General features: G+C 38.5%; 13 protein-coding genes. 11 read left to right on the top strand and 2 right to left on the bottom strand.

Annotation, left to right across the window (positions count from 1 at the left end; genetic code table 11):
- From V7137_RS05710 to V7137_RS05760, 11 genes are all read left to right on the top strand, one after another.
- The coding region (locus V7137_RS05710; RefSeq protein WP_335697169.1) for an ABC transporter permease subunit at positions 1-318 on the top strand (318 nt) is incomplete at its 5' end.
- A 241-nt stretch (positions 319-559) separates the two neighbouring features.
- Positions 560-4903, top strand: coding sequence for a pullulanase X25 domain-containing protein (locus V7137_RS05715; RefSeq protein WP_335697170.1), 4344 nt, complete (start codon positions 560-562; stop codon positions 4901-4903).
- Between the two features lie 220 nt (positions 4904-5123).
- A complete protein-coding gene (locus V7137_RS05720; protein WP_335697171.1) occupies positions 5124-6356 on the top strand; it encodes a DUF438 domain-containing protein in 1233 nt (410 codons plus the stop codon).
- Positions 6357-6720: 364 nt separating this feature from the next.
- Positions 6721-7512 (top strand): HAD family hydrolase, encoded by a 792-nt coding sequence (locus tag V7137_RS05725; RefSeq protein WP_335697172.1) that lies wholly within the window; start codon positions 6721-6723, stop codon positions 7510-7512.
- Between the two features lie 182 nt (positions 7513-7694).
- Positions 7695-8378 (top strand): BsuPI-related putative proteinase inhibitor, encoded by a 684-nt coding sequence (locus tag V7137_RS05730; RefSeq protein WP_335697173.1) that lies wholly within the window; start codon positions 7695-7697, stop codon positions 8376-8378.
- Between the two features lie 298 nt (positions 8379-8676).
- Complete coding sequence (gene brnQ, locus V7137_RS05735) at positions 8677-10032, top strand: branched-chain amino acid transport system II carrier protein (protein ID WP_335697174.1); 1356 nt, start codon at positions 8677-8679, stop codon at positions 10030-10032.
- A 299-nt stretch (positions 10033-10331) separates the two neighbouring features.
- Entirely contained in the window at positions 10332-10532 is a 201-nt protein-coding gene (locus V7137_RS05740) for a cold-shock protein (protein WP_026568674.1), read from the top strand.
- 246 nt (positions 10533-10778) lie between these two features.
- The gene (locus V7137_RS05745; protein ID WP_420490097.1) at positions 10779-11882 is read left to right on the top strand and encodes a threonine aldolase family protein; all 1104 of its coding nucleotides are present in this window, start codon (positions 10779-10781) and stop codon (positions 11880-11882) included.
- Positions 11883-11897: 15 nt separating this feature from the next.
- Positions 11898-12776 (top strand): LysR family transcriptional regulator, encoded by an 879-nt coding sequence (locus tag V7137_RS05750; RefSeq protein ID WP_335697175.1) that lies wholly within the window; start codon positions 11898-11900, stop codon positions 12774-12776.
- 136 nt (positions 12777-12912) lie between these two features.
- The gene (locus V7137_RS05755) at positions 12913-13281 is read left to right on the top strand and encodes a CidA/LrgA family protein (RefSeq protein ID WP_335697176.1); all 369 of its coding nucleotides are present in this window, start codon (positions 12913-12915) and stop codon (positions 13279-13281) included.
- Entirely contained in the window at positions 13281-13979 is a 699-nt protein-coding gene (locus V7137_RS05760) for an LrgB family protein (RefSeq protein ID WP_308128848.1), read from the top strand. The genes V7137_RS05755 and V7137_RS05760 overlap by 1 nt, the downstream gene beginning before the upstream one ends.
- Positions 13980-14062: 83 nt before the next feature.
- On the opposite strand, the gene V7137_RS05765 is transcribed toward V7137_RS05760, so the two are convergent.
- Together V7137_RS05765 and V7137_RS05770 are read right to left on the bottom strand one after the other, a co-directional pair.
- A complete protein-coding gene (locus V7137_RS05765) occupies positions 14063-14560 on the bottom strand; it encodes a hypothetical protein (protein WP_335697177.1) in 498 nt (165 codons plus the stop codon).
- A gap of 111 nt (positions 14561-14671) precedes the next feature.
- A partial coding sequence (locus V7137_RS05770) for an HAD family hydrolase (protein WP_335697178.1) occupies positions 14672-15481 on the bottom strand: 810 nt, incomplete at its 5' end.

The raw sequence follows: 15481 nt of genomic DNA on the forward strand, positions 1-15481 counted from the left end.
CAGATGGAGGCAGCGCAATCACTTGGTATGACCTATCCACTCGCCATGAAGAGAATTATTTTACCACAGGCTTTCAAATTTTCCATTCCGCCATTAGGCAATCAATTTATAATCGGACTAAAGGATTCTTCTTTAGTAGCGTATGTCGGGATGGCCGATTTATGGGGATCTGGTCTTAGTGAGGCGGCCTCAAATTATCGCCAATTAGAAACCTACATGGTGGTTGGAATCTACTATCTAGCACTCGTCCTGTTATTTTCGTACCTCCTAAGAAAATTAGAGAGACAGATGGATATAGATTCAAAAGTAATTTCATAATGAAACATTAAATAGGTCAGACCGTGTGGTACGGTCTGATCTATTTTTATCTTCAAGAAGAGAAATGAAATAACATTCTGAAAAAACAGGACTAATTACATACACTCAGAGGACAAAAAAGTAATAAAGGCCTATTCTTATCAAAATAATGATGATGAGATAATAATAAGAAGTAAGCGTTTTCTTTATTTAAATGTGCAAACGTTTGCTCAAAAATATCACTTATAGAGGAGGAAAATGCATGAAAGGAATATTTCGTAAGTCTATCAATTACCTGGCACTTTTCATTTTGATTGTGCAAACGATTGCAGGAACGACTTTTTTTCACCCAATGCCAACCAGTGCGGAAGGGCGTGTTGTGACGCTAGTCGGTAACCTACAAGATGAACTCGGTGGTTCTAGTGAATGGAATCCTGCAGATTCCGCAACACAAATGAAGCAGCAGGAGAATGGGAGGTACATACTGACGGGCACACTGCCTGCAGGAAGCTATGAATTTAAAATTGCAATAAACGGTTCATGGGATGAAAACTATGGAGTGAACGGCGCGCCTGGAGGAGATAATTACAAGTTGTCTCTTGATAAAGAACAACAAGTTACGTTCCTCTATGATGATAGTACGCATCGCGTAACGATACCGATTGAACTGCCAGATGATCAAAAGCCAAGGATTGTCGGTGACATTCAGCCAGAGCTTAATGCTGGTGGAGAGTGGGCGCCTGATCAATCAACAGCTATACTACAGGATGATGATCATGACAATCTATATACGTTAACTGCTCATGTTCCTAAAGGAAAGCATGAATTTAAGATCGTCCTTGGGAACAATTGGAGTGCACCAGCGTATCCAGACAATAACTTTGTATTAAATGTCTTAAAAGACGCAACGGTTACGTTCTTTTATAACCATGATACAAATGAAGTATACACTGATTATGACCCAGGTTTACCGGACGGAAATGTTCAGGGGGATAAGCTTTATCACGATACTTGGGATTCGGCATACCGTTCACCGTTTGGAGCCATTAAAGCTGGGGACAAAGTTAAACTTCGTCTCCAAGCAAAGAAGGGTGACTTAACCGGGGCAAAGGTTCAGTTGAAGAACTACAACACGGGTAATACCGTAACAGTAGATATGGAGTATGCGGGCTGGCTTGAGCAAAAGGGAGGGCCTGTTGAGTTTTGGGAGGCAGACGTGAAGCCTGTAGAAAAGGGTGTTTATGGGTATAAATTTATAGCACGTGACGGAGAAGGTCAGAAAGAGTACGGGGAAGATGTCCAAGAAGGAGGAAAAGGAACGGCCGCTGATTCTAATGCTTCATTATTTCAGTTAACGGTGTATGATCCAACCTATAAGACACCTGATTGGATGAAGGAAGCGGTTGTGTATCAGATTTTCCCTGATCGCTTTAACAATGGAAATAAAAACAATGATCATGCAAAAACCAATGCACGCGGTGACGAGCCAATCGAGGAAAAGGATTGGAACGATTTACCGGATAATCCTCGTCTAGAAAATACGGATGGATATAATGGTGATGCAATTTTCTCAAATGATTTCTTTGGAGGAGATATTGCAGGAATTCAAAAGAAATTAGATTATATTCAATCTTTAGGTGTTAACACACTCTATTTAAATCCTATTGCTGAAGCAGCTTCAAACCATAAGTATGATGCAGCAGACTACAAATCAGTTGACCCAATGTTTGGATCTCCTGAAGAATTCCAAGCGTTTGCTAAAGAAGTAAAGAAACGCAAAATGCATTTAATCTTAGACGGCGTGTTTAATCATGTTGGTGACGATTCGATTTACTTTGACCGTTACGGGAAATATCCAACAGTTGGTGCGTATGAATATTGGTCAGCCATCTATGACCTAGTCAATAAAGGGGTATCAGAGGAAGCTGCTAAAAAACAAGTGGAAGAAAAATTCATTGCGGAAGGACAAGTATTTAGCCCATACGGCTTCCAAAACTGGTTTAACATTCAAAATGAAAAGGTAGACGGTGTTTATAAATACCAAAGCTGGTGGGGCTATGATTCTCTTCCGGAAATCAAATCGATTCCTGGTGAAGCAGTGGATTATCCATCCGAGCTAAATAATAAGTCATTCGCGAATTATATTATGTATGATGACGATTCAGTGGCCAAAACATGGCTTAAAAACGGTTCATCAGGCTGGCGATTAGACGTTGCAAACGAAGTGGACCCTGAATTTTGGCGTGAGTTTCGTAATGAGCTGAAAACAGGCAAGAAAGACGAACCATTAATTTTAGGTGAAATCTGGGATGATGCTTCTGAATATTTCCTTGGGGACCTATATGATTCCGTCATGAATTACCGATTCCGCGGTGCAATGATTGATTACTTAAAAAGTGGAAATGCAGAAGGAGCAGAAAATCAGCTTAATGCCGTTTATGAAGACTATCCGAAGGAAGCATTTTATGCCCTTATGAACTTAATGGGCTCTCATGATACCGCCCGGGCTTCATTTATTTTGGGGAACGGTACAGATTCTTTTGAAAGGGCCGAGCTTGATAAAAATTATAATCCGAAGCTTGGGAGTCAGCGCTTAAAGCTTGCTGCCATCCTGCAAATGGGTTATGCAGGTGCACCTACCATTTATTATGGCGATGAAGCTGGGGTAACTGGTTCAAAGGACCCGGATGATCGACGAACTTATCCATGGGGTAACGAGGATAAGGATTTAATCAAACATTATCAAACGATTGGAAAAGTAAGAACTGATTATCATGATTTGTTTAGTTATGGAGATTTGAACCATCTTTATGCCAAAGGCGATGTTCTTGCCTTTTCCCGTTCTGACAAAAAGAACGTCGGTGTTGTGATTACAAACCGAAGCAATGTAGAGAAAACAGTTGAGCTAAATGTTGAAGATTTATTGATTAATGGAATCAAGTTTACTGATCAGCTTGATCGAAAGTACACAGCTATATCTAAAGACGGATATCTTTCTATTACTGTACCGGCAATGAGCGGGCGCATGCTTGTATCCGATAAAGGCCAAAACCTAAAACGTCCATCAGTGGTTACGGCATTAACAGCTAAAGAAGGAAGCCATACTGCAACGTTAAAGTGGGAAGGCGATGCGAAACGCTATGCGATTTACCAAACGACGATTTCAGGAGCTTTTTATCAAAAAGTAAAAGAAACTTCTAGTAACACAGTAACGATTGAGGGTTTAGACAATGGTCGTAAATATTACTTTGCTGTTGTTGCGCTAGATAAAAATGGGAATGGTTCTGAAAAGATAGAAACCCAATCTGCTATTATTCCGCATGTGGAGTTAACAGAAGAAAATTACAAGATTGATAACGTTACCGCCCTAGAATCTAGTATTATCGACCTTTCCAAGCAGGAAACGATTACAGCCAATATTTCCATTAACGGTGAAACAGAAGCAGGACAAATAGACGGCTTGCAGGCAAAGCTAGAAGTTAAACAGCCAGGAAGTGATCTCTGGACCTCTTATAAGGCTAGTTATGTGAGTCAACAGGAAACGTCTAATGTCTTTAGTGCTAATTTTCTACCATTTAAAGAAGGATCTTATGAGTATCGTTTTGCTTTCTCCAACGATTTGGGACGAAGCTGGGTAGCAAGTAAAACACAGTCAGTAAGTTTCACAAGAGGAGACGATACGAAAGCACCCGCTGAAAAAGTAACTCTAGAACAGCCGGAAAAGGAATCTGGCCAGGTTAATCTTTATTGGAAGGTCGAAGGCGCGAATGACCCTTATATGATGACGATAGTCCGCGATGGTGAAGTGATTGATCAATTGTTGGATCTTTCAAAGCAATCATATCGAGATATCAACGTAACAAATGGAAAATCATATACGTATGAAGTTCAGATTTACGACCGGGCTGGAAATATGGTGAAATCCAACTCGGTTACTGTCATCCCTGAACTAGTAACCGTAAAGGTAACATTTAAAGTGAATGCACCAGCCTATACTCCGCAAGGTATATACATTACGATGCCTGGCAGTAAAAACGGCTGGAATACCGGTGCATGGCAGATGACACGTGGCGGAGCTGTCACCAATGATTATGAATATACCGTCGAAGCACAGGAAGGCGAAGTGCTAACTTACAAATACGTAAAAAATGGCACATGGGATCAAGAAGGCTTACCTGACCATACAGCAGCAAACATCAATGATGATGACGTCAGCTTTTATGGGTACGGAGCACAAGGTACTGACCTGTCAGTAGCCGTCACAAACCAAGGCGGCAATCAAATGGTGGTTCAGGATAAAATTCTCCGCTGGATTGATCAACCGATTGTGGTGACATCTCATACAGATGGGCAGACAGTCTCTTCAGAGAGCATCACTTTACAAGGGAATGCAATTAAAGATGGAGTTCTTACCATCAATGGAGAGCCTGTAGCAATCAATAGTGATATGAGTTTCTCTCATAGCATCAAGCTAAATACAGGTGAAAACAAACTTAGCATTCACATCGAACCATCAGAAACTAGTAAATCAACAATCTTTAAAAATGATGGCGGGGCAATTGCTAAAGCTACCAAGACGATTGATTTTATTATTAATAAAAACTAAAAGAAGAGCCTCTTTCCTAGAGATAGGAGAGAGGCTTTCATACTTTTTATGCTAGAAGAAATTTCCTTTTTTGTTAAATAAGTTAATTTTTCGTCCTAGAAGATTTCACCATTACCCTGTACCAATGATGTAAATCACAAACAAACATTTTAGAAGGTGTTAAGTTATTAATGAGAACAAATATCAAAAGTATTATGCAACAGTGAAGGAGAATCCTGATATGAGTGAAATCATTAATAACCGTGAACAACTGACAAATAAAAATACAGAACGCTTAGCACTATTAAAAGAACTCTTTGTCGATCTTCATCATGGCCGAAACCTGGATGAGGTTAAAGCTCATTTTGATGCCTTAATTGGAAGAATAACCGTCGATGAAATGACTCGACTCCAACATGAGTTTATCGAAGAGGGAAGTATTCCTTTAGCCGAACTACAACAAATTTATCAACAGCATAGTGCTATTTTTCAAGGAGCGATTGACTTCGAAACGCACGATAATGGCAAACAAGAATACCAGCCAGGTCATCCAGTTCATACCTTTAAGCTTGAGAATCAAGAAATTGATAAATTGTTATCAACGAAACTTCAAGTCCATTTAGACGCGTTTGCAAAAGAAGATTCCGCTGAAAATATCTATCAGCTAATCGAAGATATCAATCTTTTGCTGGATATTGATAAGCACTATAGTCGAAAAGAGAATTTGATTTTTCCCTATTTAGAAAAGTATGGAATCTACGGTCCAACTACCAATATGTGGAGAATCGATGATTTCATTCGGGATGCCATTAAGGATGGCAGGCAGCAACTTGCTAATTATCTCGGTGATAAGCAGGCTGTTATCAATGTATTAAATTTTGTGATTCAAGAATTGGCAGGGATGATCTATAAAGAAGAGAATATCCTTTTCCCGATGGCTTTAAATCATTTTACCGAAGATGAATGGGTGAAAATAGCCCATGAAAGTGATGAAATTGGTTATTGTCTGATTGCACCTGCCCAGTTATGGAAGCCGGAGAGAAAAGCATTAGAAGAAAAGGCAATTTCTGAAGGATTTATTAAGATGGAAACCGGTATTCTCTCATTAAAGCAGGTAGAGTTATTATTAAACCATTTACCGGTCGATATCACCTTTATTGACCAGGATGATGTGGTCCGTTATTTCTCCCACGGGAAAGAACGAATTTTTGCCCGGACGAAGGCTGTCATTGGCCGAACTGTTCAAAACTGTCATCCGCCAAGAAGTGTCCATGTTGTAGAGAAACTGTTGGCAGATTTTAAGTTCGGGAAAAAAGAGAGTGAGGATTTCTGGATCCAGTTTAAGGATAAATACGTTTATATTCGCTATTTTGCCGTTCGTGATGAGAACGGGAACTATATCGGTACCCTTGAATTTACCCAAAATATCGATCCTCTCAAAGCGATTGAAGGGGAAAAACGAATCTTCTATTAGCATACGGTGACAAAATAAACTGCCATTTCAACGACGAAGATAATCGCCGAGAAATGGCAGTTTTTATTTAATTGGAAAAAGTTCTTTATCTAATATTACGACAATACTAGCTAATTTTAGAAAGGTATTATCATTGTCTCTAAGGATCCCAAAGCGCATTTAATGGTTGTCGGAAATAATGTAACTGTGGACCCGGCCATCTACGATCTAACAGCCAAAAACAATGTGTTAACATTATCATCCTAATTCTTAATTGGCGCCGACCTTCCCCTTTATTAAAAAATAAAAAATTCAGAATCATATATTTTTAATTTTTAAAATGGTAAACTATTAAAATATATCTTTTGAACAAGGAGAAGGTCACATGATTAAAGCGATTTTTTTTGATTTAGATGATACCCTGCTTTGGGATCAAAAAAGTGTAAAGGAAGCTTTTGCGGCCACATGTCAAGTAGCAAAGGAACGGTATGGATTTGACGTGGATCAATTAGAAGAGGCCGTTCGAGAGGCTGCGAGAGAATTATATTCTTCCTATGAATTTTATCCTTTCACCCAAATGATCGGGATCAATCCTTTTGAAGGTCTTTGGGGAAATTTTTTAGATGATCATGATGATTTTAGAAAAATGAAGGAAAAGGTCCCTGCCTATCGGAAAGATGCCTGGACAGCGGGATTGAAGGCTCTTGGTGTGGATGACGCTGATTTTGGCTTGGAGTTGGCGGAACGGTTCCCACAAGAGCGCAGGAAATTACCGTTTGTATATGAGGAATCATTTAAAATTCTTGATAGATTAAAAGGGAATTATCAACTGTTGCTGTTAACCAATGGTTCACCTGATCTTCAAAAAACAAAATTAGAGATCACACCGGAACTTGTTCCATATTTTGATCAAATTGTTATTTCAGGTGATTTTGGCAGAGGAAAACCAGATCCAACCATCTTTGAACACGCCCTTGAATTATTGTCGGTTCAAAAAGATGAGGTCATCATGGTAGGGGATAATCTCATGACCGATATCCTTGGTGCAAATCGGGCAGGGATCAAAACGGTCTGGATTAACCGTCACGACAAAGTCAGAAATGAAGTTATTCCAACTTATGAGATTAAACATTTGGAGGAACTTTTTCCTTTATTAGAGGAATTGATGGCGAATTAGAAAGTAATTTTCATTAAATTGCTGTAAATGTAGGCACTTTATCTATATTTATGGCAATTTTTTTTGGTTTTTGTGGAGCTAATCGAATTTAATTAATATTGAAAAACATGTAACTTTGTTCTCCATTTCGGCGACTATATGGCTAAGACCTACAAATTTCCTTTTGGAAAAGGGGAGAAAAAATGCGAAACAAGAAGTGGTTCCCTATTATCGGTTCTGTATTGGTGATTGGCTTGTTGACGGGTTGTGGAATGGGGGATGCTCCAAAGGGCAGCTCGGAGGGTACTAAGAGAAAGGCTCCTGATCAGAGTGAAATCGCCGCTAAGTTTCATGCCACGATTGAAACAAAGCCTGTGAACCATTCGATGAATGTCCAATACACGGTAAAAAATCTTTCAGAGAAAACACAGAAACTAACTTTTACTAGCGGGTTAGAGGCTGATTATATTGTCTACGATTTACAAGGAAAGAAAGTCAGACAATATTCGGATGAGGTCATGTCAACACAAGCAATCAAGATATTAGAGTTAGGAAGTAATCAGGAAATAGCTAAGAAATTTACGATTTCAGATCTTCCCAATGGCCATTATAAAATCGAGGTGTTCTTAACAGCAAAAGAAGAGGAAGCCAAAGTGGTGACCGACTTACTCATTAAAAATTCGTTTATCAAAGGATCCGGTGTTCTGGTAGGTCAAATGGATCCGCATACGATAGAAATCGATATAGAAGGTAAGAAAGTAGCCTTCCAGTTAACAGAGGAGGCGATAAGGCAATTATCATCACTGAAAGAAGGCAATCAAATTTCCTTTTTATACACGGAAAATGAAACTGGACAAAAGTTGATTTATAAGTTTGTCGATGAATAAATGTTAGTGTTTTTTCTAAGAGGCCCTTGCCGAAAAGTCGGACAAAGGTCTTTTTTTATTTTTCTAATCTTAATTATTAATTATATTAAAATAATATTGATTGGTTAGTTGGATACATGTCTTTTTTTGACTATTTAGGATAAATCCAGTAAATTGCTTGCGGACTAGTAGATTTTTCCTTTCGAAATTATCAAATTAATCTCAAAAATAGGTTGATATTAAGTATTATGGATAGTAATATTATTGTCGGAATATATTGAATCCAAACGGATTAAACATGTAGGTAGGAGAAGCAAATATGCAAAATAAATTACCATTTTCAAGGTATTTCGTGATAGGAGTCATGTTGTTTGCCTTGTTTTTCGGAGCAGGGAATCTAATTTTTCCCGCAGCACTCGGTCAGAATGCAGGGTCAAATGTATGGATGGCCATCACTGGCTTTTTAATAACTGGAATTGGATTGCCGTTTCTAGGAATCCTGTCGATGGGGTTCTCAGGAAGTAAGAACTTAGAGGAACTTGCAAGCCGTGTCCACCCGCTCTATGGGGTAATCTTTACATCGCTTCTTTATTTGACGATTGGGCCATTTTTTGCGGCACCAAGGACAGGCGCTGTCGCCTATGATATCGGGATTGCACCGTTCGTAAGCGAAGGTTATGGACAAATTGGCTTGTTCGTGTTCACCTTGCTATTTTTTATCGTGACCCTTTGGTTTTCGTTAAACCCAGCCAAGCTAGTGGATCGGGTCGGGAAAATTCTTTCTCCTGCGATCATCGTCCTTATTTTTATCTTATTAGTAATGGTCATTGTCAAACCGCTTGGTTCGATACCAGCTCCGCAGGCGGCTTATGCAAACGGGGCGTTCTTAAAAGGTTTTATGGAGGGCTATAACACGATGGATGCCCTTGCATCACTTGTCTTTGGGATCATCGTTATCAATTCGATTCGTTCGATGGGTGTAACATCAACAAGCGGTGTCCTATTAGCTTCAGCTAAATCTGGACTAATTGCGACCATTTTTCTTGGTATCATCTATGTAGGCGTTGCCTATTTAGGAGCAACGAGCACTGATGCATTCGGACTTTTTGATACGGGAGGTCCCGTTCTAGGGAAGGCATCTTCGTATTACTTTGGAACGTTTGGAACGGTAATGTTATCGGTTATTATCCTACTTGCTTGTCTGACAACGAGCATCGGTTTGATGAGTGCGTGTGGTGAATACTTTCATACACGGCTACCTAAAGTCAGTTACAAAATATGGGTGGTTTTCTTTTCACTCGTATCGTTTGTAATCGCAAACTTTGGTTTATCAAATATTATTAATTTTTCCATTCCTGTTTTAATGTTTCTTTATCCATTGGCGATTGCGTTAATGCTGTTGACATTTTTGTCGAAGCTGTTTAACCATTCACGGATTGTTTATGTTGCTGCGATTTCTGTCACTTTCATGATCAGTATTATCGATGGCTTTAAAACATTATGTGACCTGCTGGGAATCGAATATTTCGGCTGGCTTGCTCATATTATCAGGTTTTATGAACAAATATTACCTTTCTATCACAATGGCCTCGGCTGGCTGATACCAGTTTTGGTTACGATCTTAATTACGGGAATATTCGCCAATGTGCAGAATTTCTCTGGAGTCCGTGTTTAAAAAAACTGAAAGTGCCAAAATAGCATTTGAAAAACATCTCCCAACCCTGTAGGAGATGTTTTTTTGAAATGATTTCATTTCTAGTAGATTTTAAAGCTTACTGTCGTAGCCTTTGTGGTGCCTGACACCAAAAAGAACACAAAGTAAAAAACAAATTTGCATTTCTATCAATTCTCTGTTATAGTTAGGAAGAATTATTTTTGTTAGTTGTAGGATAATAAGTGCTAAACTTTCTGTCTTGAAGAACTGAGCAAGGATAGTAACACAATGTGTGCAAAGCACACGAGGAGGAAACAACAATGGAACAAGGTAAAGTAAAATGGTTTAATGCAGAAAAAGGTTTCGGATTCATCGAACGCGAAGCAGGAGACGATGTATTCGTACACTTCTCAGCTATCCAAAGCGAAGGCTTCAAAACTTTAGACGAAGGTCAAGCTGTTACATTTGAAGTAGAACAAGGTCAACGTGGACCTCAAGCTACTAACGTTCGTAAAGCATAATTGAACCTAACTATCAAAAGACTCTCTTAGGGGAGTCTTTTTTTGTGCTTAAAAATAGAAAAATTCTACTCTGCAGTTGAGTAGGGCAGGCTTTTAAAATGTTCCCTCCTATATTAAATTGATAGAATTGCTTGAAAAGAAATATAATGGAAATATATCCAATTAAACGAGTTTAGCAGTTGATGTAACGGTCATTCCTTAGCATCCAAAAATAACCACTAGTAGAAAAAAGGAGACTTAATAAATTTGACAAATAATACTTTATTAGACGCGTATAAACAAGCAAAATATAAGGTCCCTGGTCATGGTTCTAGGGACATTCATACGTTAAAGGCTGTTTTAGATACGATCGATGGACAACTTGAGAGTGACACCTACGGGAAGGGAAAGATTATTGAAGACTTTCAAGGAAAGATGGCAAAGTATTTAGGGAAAGAAGCAGCTGTTTTTTTTCCTAGTGGAACAATGGCCCAGCAAATTGCCTTAAGAATTTGGTGTGATCGAAAAGGAATAAGAAAAGTGGCCTATCATCCGTTGTGTCATTTAGAGATTCATGAAGAAGACGGCTTGAAAGAATTGCATCATATCGAAACGATTTTGCTGGCAGATAAAGATCGTGTGATTCACTTGAAAGATGTTCAGGATATGAAGGATGAAATTTCCTGCTTATTGTTGGAATTACCACAACGTGAGATTGGCGGGCAACTACCAGATTACAAAACATTAGAGGAAATATCAGCCTATTGTCGTGAAAAAGATATTAAACTCCATTTGGATGGTGCGAGACTTTTTGAAATTCTTCCCTACTATGAGAAGTCTGCAGCTGAGATCTGTGCTCTATTTGATAGTGTTTATGTTTCTTTTTACAAAGGAATTGGCGGGATTGCGGGAGCTATTCTTGCAGGAGAGCAAACTTTTACAGATCAATCAATGGTTTGGAAACGGCGGCATGGCGGAGATTTGATCAGCCTTTATCCATATATTCTTAGTGCGGATTATTACTTTGATCAAAAAATCGGTAAAATGAAACAATATTTTGATGAAGCGAAGGAACTTGCCGGATACTATAATCACTGTCATGGAATAGCGACCAAACCGTTGGTACCTGTTTCTAATATGTTTCATGTTCATTTTCAAGGTTTAAAAGAGGACATCGAGTCAATTCTTGTCGATCTTTACAAGGAATCAGGGATTGGTTTAACTGGGAATATAAGAGAAGTTAACCATACATCATGTTACTCTGAAATAAGCATAGGTGACTTGTTTTCTAAAATTCCGAAGACTGAGTTAGAAAAGGTCTTTAGACTTCTTAATGAGAAGATGAGGGAATACCAAGCTAGAGTTAATTGATCAGAGGTGTAAACTTTGGAATTTAGACAGTTACAACTATTTATTGAAGTCGCAAAGCATAAAAGTATCACAAAAGCAGCAGAGCATATACATCTCTCACAACCAGCTTTGAGTAAGTCTATCCGGGCTTTGGAGGAAGAGTTAGGGATGACGTTGATTATTCGTTCCAATAAGACAAGTGACCTGACTGATGCCGGAAAAATTGTTCTTGACTATGCACAGAAAATGGCTGGAATTATAACTGAGATGAAAACCACTTTAAATGATATCACTAACTTGACTAGAGGGCAGATTAATATTGGGCTGCCCCCCTTTATAGGCAGTTTATTTTTTCCAAGAGTGATCGCGAAGTTTCATCATACCTATCCAAATATAAAACTGAATATTACTGAGTATGGTGGAGCGAGAGTGGTAAAGAGTGTCGAGGAAGGGGAGTTTGAGCTCGGTGTGGCCGTTCTCCCGATTGATGAGCAGGAATTTGATGTGTACCCCATTGTTGAAGAAGAAATGAAGCTATTGGTTTATAAAGATCATCGTTTGGCACATAAAGAAGTAGTCGATATTAAGGAATTAAAGGATGAAGAGTTTATATTTTATCATGAGGAATTTGCCTTGAATCAAATCATGCGAAATCATTTCATTGCAGCTGGTTTTGAGCCTATCATTTTATTTATGAGTTCTCAATGGGACTTGATGACAGAAATGGTTGCTGCAAACCTCGGAATTACGATTCTGCCTCAATCGATTTGTAACCGGGCATTTAACACCGATATTAAGATTATCGATCTTGAACAACCGATTCTGTGGAGGCTGGCGGTCCTCACTAAAAAAGAACGCTATATTTCTAACGCCGCTCGAACTTTTATTGAATTTATTTTAAAAGATCCATTATAACTTTCAGTTATGAAAATCATTCGGAATATGTATTTTACGAATAGTGATAATCAGCGTACTATTACTCTATAGTTATTTTCGGAATGAAAAGGAGTCTTAAAGCTCCTTTTTTTGCTTTGAGGAGGGGATTATTTCGATGAAACTTGGAGTAATTATCGTACAAGTACTATTAATACATGTGTTTTTATTTCTAGGAGCGGCACTGAAAGAGATGATTCCACTTCCAATCCCTGCTTCGATGTTCGGAATGTGCCTTCTGTTTCTTGCGCTTTATTTCAACATTGTCAAATTAAATTGGGTGGAAAAAGGTGCAAATTGGCTGTTAGCTGAGCTGTTGCTTTTCTTTGTGCCTTCAGCTGTTGGGATTGTAAATTATGATGAAATTCTAAGTGTACAGGGCGCAGAAATCGTCGGTTTGATTGGCATTAGCACGATCATTGTTATGGGAATCACGGCACTAATTGCCGAAAAAATAACGGGTGGGAAAAGGAGTGAGCAGCATTGATGATGATTTTATTTACCATATTAACGTTCCTTATTTATCGTTTGTCCAAAAAGGCCCATGCAAAATGGAGCCTGTTCTTTTTCCATCCCTTATTGCTTGCACCGTTCCTATTAATAACCTTGATATCAGTGACTCATGTCTCAGCTGATCAATATCTAGAGGATTCCCAATGGCTGACACATATGCTCGAACCAGCAACAGTTGCATTTGCAGTACCGATTTATAAAAACTTAAGCATTGTAAAAAAATATGTGGGTACCATTATCATTAGTATTAGCACCGGATCACTAGTAGCGATTTTTTCTACCTTTGGTTTGTCGAAATTGCTCCACTTGAAATATGACTTTATCACATCGATCCTTCCAAGGTCGATTACCACGCCGATTGCCATTGAGGTTTCAAAAGAAATTGGCGGTCTGCCAACCTTGACAACTGTTTTCGTCATTTTAACAGGTATTATTGGGAGCATTGTTGGCCCATCGGTGATCAAAGGGCTATCGATTAAAACACCAATTGCTAAAGGCCTTGCACTAGGCATGGGCGCACATGGTGCAGGAACAAACAAAGCGTTTGAATACGGGAAACAAGAAGCAACATTCTCATCCCTGGCTATGATCTTCGCAGCATTGATCACCTTAATTTGGGGAGCACTCCTCATCCCGCCCCTAATGAACTTCAATATCCATCATCTTTTTTAAGATAAAAAACTAAAAAGGTGTCAGGCACCATGTGAAGAATTCACATGGTGCCTGACACCTTTCATGTATTTATCGGTAATGTTTTATGAGTTATTAGGGACACGATTTTGTTTTTGATAGCGCGTTTTAAACATGCCCATTGGCTTTTCCCAAAAGTAGGGTAGATGATCTATATTCTGATTGCAAAGTTCAATTAATTCGTGAAAATTCTTCATTTCATATAGATTAAACGCAATGCCATTTTCTGTCTTCACCTGGAAATAACATGTGGTAGTATTATTTTCACCTGCAGATTCTTTCTCATAATAGAGAGTTTCGGTTACGTCCTCCCATGAATACTCATTAACAGATATACCTTCTCGCTTGTTTGCGATCGTGACAGTAAAACCATTTTCATGAAAGATAACGGTGGTGTCATTGCCAAAGTAATACATAATTAGAAAGATGACAAGGGCAATAATAATGATAATCGACCCAATCAAGACATTAATGAACATGAATCCAATCCCGATAAAACAGAAAATAAGTCCAAAAATGCCGGAAGATTTTGAAGACGTTTTATTTGAGAATTCTCTGTTCATAAAAAATCCCTCCTTTAGTAAGAAGGGTATGCTTTCCACTATTTTAAATGACTTCACAAGTCTTCTAGACTATCTGAAATTAATCGACAAATTGTGCGGAGTTTCATTCTATTATAGTATCTGCTCTTTGGTGTTTAATAACTGTAACAGCTCCCGTACAGCATAGGAAAAACCATCTTCGTCATTAGTTTTAGTAATGATGTCGGCCTTTTCTTGGACATGGACAGGTGCATTTCCCATTGCGACCGATGTTGTGGCCACTTCAAACTGGGCAAGGTCATTACCGCCATCACCAAAAGCGATAATTTCATCAAAAGTAAGATTCATCATTTGTTGATAACGTAATAATGCTTTACCTTTATGAGCTTCACTTGACGTTATTTCCACATTATTTGGAAAAGAGGAGGCCATTGAAATATTAAATTTTCCTGCTAAAGCTGTTTCAACCTCTTCAATCATTTCTAATTCATCCGGGTGTACCAAGGCAATAAGTTTATAGATTTTTAGATTGTCTTTTTCAAGAATGTCATCATAGTTGAATTCTTGAAAAAGGGTGTCAAGCTCTTGTTTACTTTTGCCATGTAATGGCGGCAATGTGGACGGAAAACCACCATAATTGGTGTAAACCAAAATGCCAACACCTAATCCTTTTAGAATCGTAAATATATTTTTGTACATAGAAGTGGTTACCGTTGCTTCGTACATCAGTTCTCTAGTTTCTGAATATAATACAGAACCATTGATACAAAATATCGGAATCTCCATATTTTGAACAGCTTTTAATTTAATGACATCCGCGTAAGCACGTCCCGTGTTCAAAATAAGGCAGTGACCTTGATCCTTTAATTCATTTAGGACAATCTCATTTTGCTCTGAAATTTCATGTTGAGAGTTTAATAAGGTACCGTCTAAATCAATTGA

This window comes from Neobacillus drentensis, assembly GCF_036962765.1.
Taxonomy (GTDB): Bacteria; Bacillota; Bacilli; order Bacillales; family Cytobacillaceae; genus Neobacillus; species Neobacillus drentensis_C.

What these genes read in the sequence shown, in the direction of transcription:
- V7137_RS05715 (WP_335697170.1), top strand. Translation starts at nt 560, where the DNA reads ATGAAAGGAATATTTCGTAAGTCTATCAATTACCTGGCACTTTTCATT.
- V7137_RS05720 (WP_335697171.1), top strand. Translation starts at nt 5,124, where the DNA reads ATGAGTGAAATCATTAATAACCGTGAACAACTGACAAATAAAAATACA.
- V7137_RS05725 (WP_335697172.1), top strand. Translation starts at nt 6,721, where the DNA reads ATGATTAAAGCGATTTTTTTTGATTTAGATGATACCCTGCTTTGGGAT.
- V7137_RS05730 (WP_335697173.1), top strand. Translation starts at nt 7,695, where the DNA reads ATGCGAAACAAGAAGTGGTTCCCTATTATCGGTTCTGTATTGGTGATT.
- brnQ (WP_335697174.1), top strand. Translation starts at nt 8,677, where the DNA reads ATGCAAAATAAATTACCATTTTCAAGGTATTTCGTGATAGGAGTCATG.
- V7137_RS05740 (WP_026568674.1), top strand. Translation starts at nt 10,332, where the DNA reads ATGGAACAAGGTAAAGTAAAATGGTTTAATGCAGAAAAAGGTTTCGGA.
- V7137_RS05755 (WP_335697176.1), top strand. Translation starts at nt 12,913, where the DNA reads ATGAAACTTGGAGTAATTATCGTACAAGTACTATTAATACATGTGTTT.
- V7137_RS05760 (WP_308128848.1), top strand. Translation starts at nt 13,281, where the DNA reads ATGATGATTTTATTTACCATATTAACGTTCCTTATTTATCGTTTGTCC.
- V7137_RS05765 (WP_335697177.1), bottom strand. Translation starts at nt 14,560, where the DNA reads ATGAACAGAGAATTCTCAAATAAAACGTCTTCAAAATCTTCCGGCATT.